Below are 2,554 nucleotides of genomic sequence, written 5' to 3'. Positions count from 1 at the left end.
AAACCGAAGTCGAAGTCGTCGAAGGGATGCAGTTCGACCGCGGCTACCTGTCGCCCTATTTCGTGACCAACCCCGACAAGATGGTCGCCGATCTGGAAGACGCCTACATCCTGCTGCACGAGAAAAAACTGTCCTCGCTGCAACCGATGGTGCCGCTGCTGGAAGCCGTGATCCAGTCGGGCAAACCGCTGCTGATCGTGGCCGAAGACGTCGAGGGCGAGGCTCTGGCCACGCTGGTCGTCAACAAGCTGCGCGGCGGTCTGAAAATCGCTGCCGTCAAAGCCCCCGGCTTTGGTGATCGCCGCAAGGCCATGCTGCAAGACATCGCCATCCTGACCGGCGGTCAGGTCATCAGCGAAGATCTGGGCATGAAGCTGGAAAACGTCGGCATCGACATGCTGGGCCGCGCCAAGAAAGTTTCGATCAACAAAGACAACACCACCATCGTCGATGGCGCCGGTGAAAAGGCCGAGATCGAAGCCCGCGTCACGCAGATCCGTCAGCAGATCGAGGAAACCACCTCGGACTATGACCGCGAAAAACTGCAAGAGCGTGTGGCCAAGCTGGCAGGCGGCGTTGCCGTCATCCGCGTCGGCGGCATGACCGAAGTCGAGGTGAAAGAGCGTAAAGACCGCGTGGATGACGCGCTGAACGCCACCCGCGCTGCGGTGCAGGAAGGTGTTGTCGTCGGCGGCGGCGTGGCCTTGGTTCAGGGCGGCAAGGCGCTGGACGGTCTGACTGCTGCCAACAGCGATCAGGAAGCGGGCATCGCCATCGTGCGCCGCGCGCTGGAGGCTCCGATGCGCCAGATCGCTGAAAACGCGGGCGTTGACGGTGCTGTTGTCGCGGGCAAGGTGCGTGAATCGACCGACAAGGCGTTCGGCTTTAACGCGCAGACCGAAGAATATGGCGACATGTTCAAGTTCGGCGTCATCGACCCGGCCAAAGTCGTGCGCACCGCGCTGGAAGACGCGGCCTCGGTCGCCGGTCTGCTGATTACGACCGAAGCCATGGTCGCCGAAAAGCCCGAACCCAAAGCCCCGGCTGGCGGCATGGGCGGCGACATGGGCATGGGCGGCATGGGCGGCATGATGTAATCATCCGCGCCGCTATGGCACCGGAAAGGCCGCCCTTGGGGCGGCCTTTTTTGTGCGGAATGTTAATCCTGACCGGAACTGATTGCGCATCCGAAGGTTGTGCTGGACGATCTGCCAGAACGGCAGCTTGTTCCATATCGCCCAAAGGAATCTCCATGCGGACCAGAACATCTCTGCTTGCCCTGACCACTGCCATGGCGCTGGCGCTGCCCGCCGCCGCGCAGAATGCCCCTGACAGCGTTCAGACAGGCGATGACAGCGCCTTTACCATGACCCCGCTGGCCAAACCCGTTCGAGATCACGCTGGCCCCCGACGGCTGGCTTTGGGTGACGGAACGCACGGCCAAACGCATCACCCGCGTCAATACCGCTGACGGCACCATAGCCCCGGTGTTGGAAATCGAGGACGCGGCCTATGGCGAAGATTTCGGCCAGGCAGGCGTGCTGGGTCTGGCGCTGCATCCCGACTTTGGTCAGGGCAGCGATCGGATTTTCGTTGTCTACAGCTATGAAGACCCGACCCGCACCGATCTGACCGCTCCTGAAGGCGACGTGATGCGCCATGTCTTTCTGAAGGTCGCGCGCTATGACTGGAACGGCGAGGCGCTGGAAAACCCCACGACCATTCTGGACGGTCTGCCCGCCAACAGCGATCATGTTGCCGGCCGGTTGAAATTTGCGCCCGACGGAATGCTGCATCTGACACTGGGCGATCAGGGTCATAACCAGCTTGCCATGGCCTGCCGCAAGAACGAGGCGCAGCGCCTGCCGACCGCCTCGGAAATCGCGGTTGCGGATTATGCCGCCTATGTCGGGAAATCGCTGCGCTTTGCACCCGATGGCTCGATCCCCAAGGATAATCCCGAACTGGGTGGGGTGCGCAGCCATGTCTTTACCTATGGCCACCGCAATCCGCAGGGCATTGATTTTGCCCCGGATGGGCGGCTGTATTCATCCGAACAAGGCCCGAAAACCGATGACGAGCTGAACCTGCTGCAAGCGGGCGGCAATTACGGCTGGCCGGATGTGGCGGGCATGCGGGATGACAAGGCCTATGTCTGGGCAAGCTGGGCCAATGCGACAACCCCCTGCGCTGATCTGACCTTCTCGGATCTGGAAATCCCCGATGTGGTGCCGCAGGTTGCGGAAACGGCCTTTCCCGCGCCCGAAAATTATCACGACCCGATCGCCACCATGTTCACCGTGGAAAACGGCTATGATTTTGGCGACACCTCGATTTGCGGGGATCTGGTCTATATCTGCTGGCCGACCAACGCACCGGCCTCGGTTCAGGTCTATGCGGGCGATGCCATCCCCGTGTTTGCGAACAGCCTGCTGATTCCGACGCTGAAGCGCGGCTCGCTTTATGTTGCGGCACTTGATGAGGATGGGGGCGTGACCCAGCCCCATACGCGCTAACTTAAGTGGTAGACGGGCGGCATCTGTCCGTGATTCAT

The 2,554-nt window shown here is 61.5% G+C and carries 3 protein-coding genes; all 3 read left to right on the top strand.

Translation table 11 applies throughout. The features are described 5' to 3' along the window. A partial coding sequence (groEL, locus tag Q4G24_RS16530; RefSeq protein WP_303367630.1) for a chaperonin GroEL occupies positions 1 to 1,097 on the top strand: 1,097 nt, incomplete at its 5' end. Positions 1,098 to 1,252: 155 nt separating this feature from the next. Beyond that, on the top strand, positions 1,253 to 1,471 hold the full coding sequence (locus Q4G24_RS16525; RefSeq protein ID WP_303367629.1) for a hypothetical protein: 219 nt from the start codon (positions 1,253 to 1,255) through the stop codon (positions 1,469 to 1,471). Beyond that, the gene (locus Q4G24_RS16520; RefSeq protein WP_303367628.1) at positions 1,425 to 2,516 is read left to right on the top strand and encodes a PQQ-dependent sugar dehydrogenase; all 1,092 of its coding nucleotides are present in this window, start codon (positions 1,425 to 1,427) and stop codon (positions 2,514 to 2,516) included. The genes Q4G24_RS16525 and Q4G24_RS16520 overlap by 47 nt, the downstream gene beginning before the upstream one ends. Positions 2,517 to 2,554 lie beyond the last annotated feature (38 nt).

The sequence above is a fragment of the Paracoccus sp. (in: a-proteobacteria) genome (assembly GCF_030538695.1).
Classification (GTDB): Bacteria; Pseudomonadota; Alphaproteobacteria; order Rhodobacterales; family Rhodobacteraceae; genus Paracoccus.
This window is presented reverse-complemented; position numbering and strand designations above follow the sequence as displayed.

Bases quoted from the DNA above. Each gene is read 5' to 3' on its own strand.
- Q4G24_RS16525 (WP_303367629.1), top strand. From the start codon at position 1,253: ATGCGGACCAGAACATCTCTGCTTGCCCTGACCACTGCCATGGCGCTG.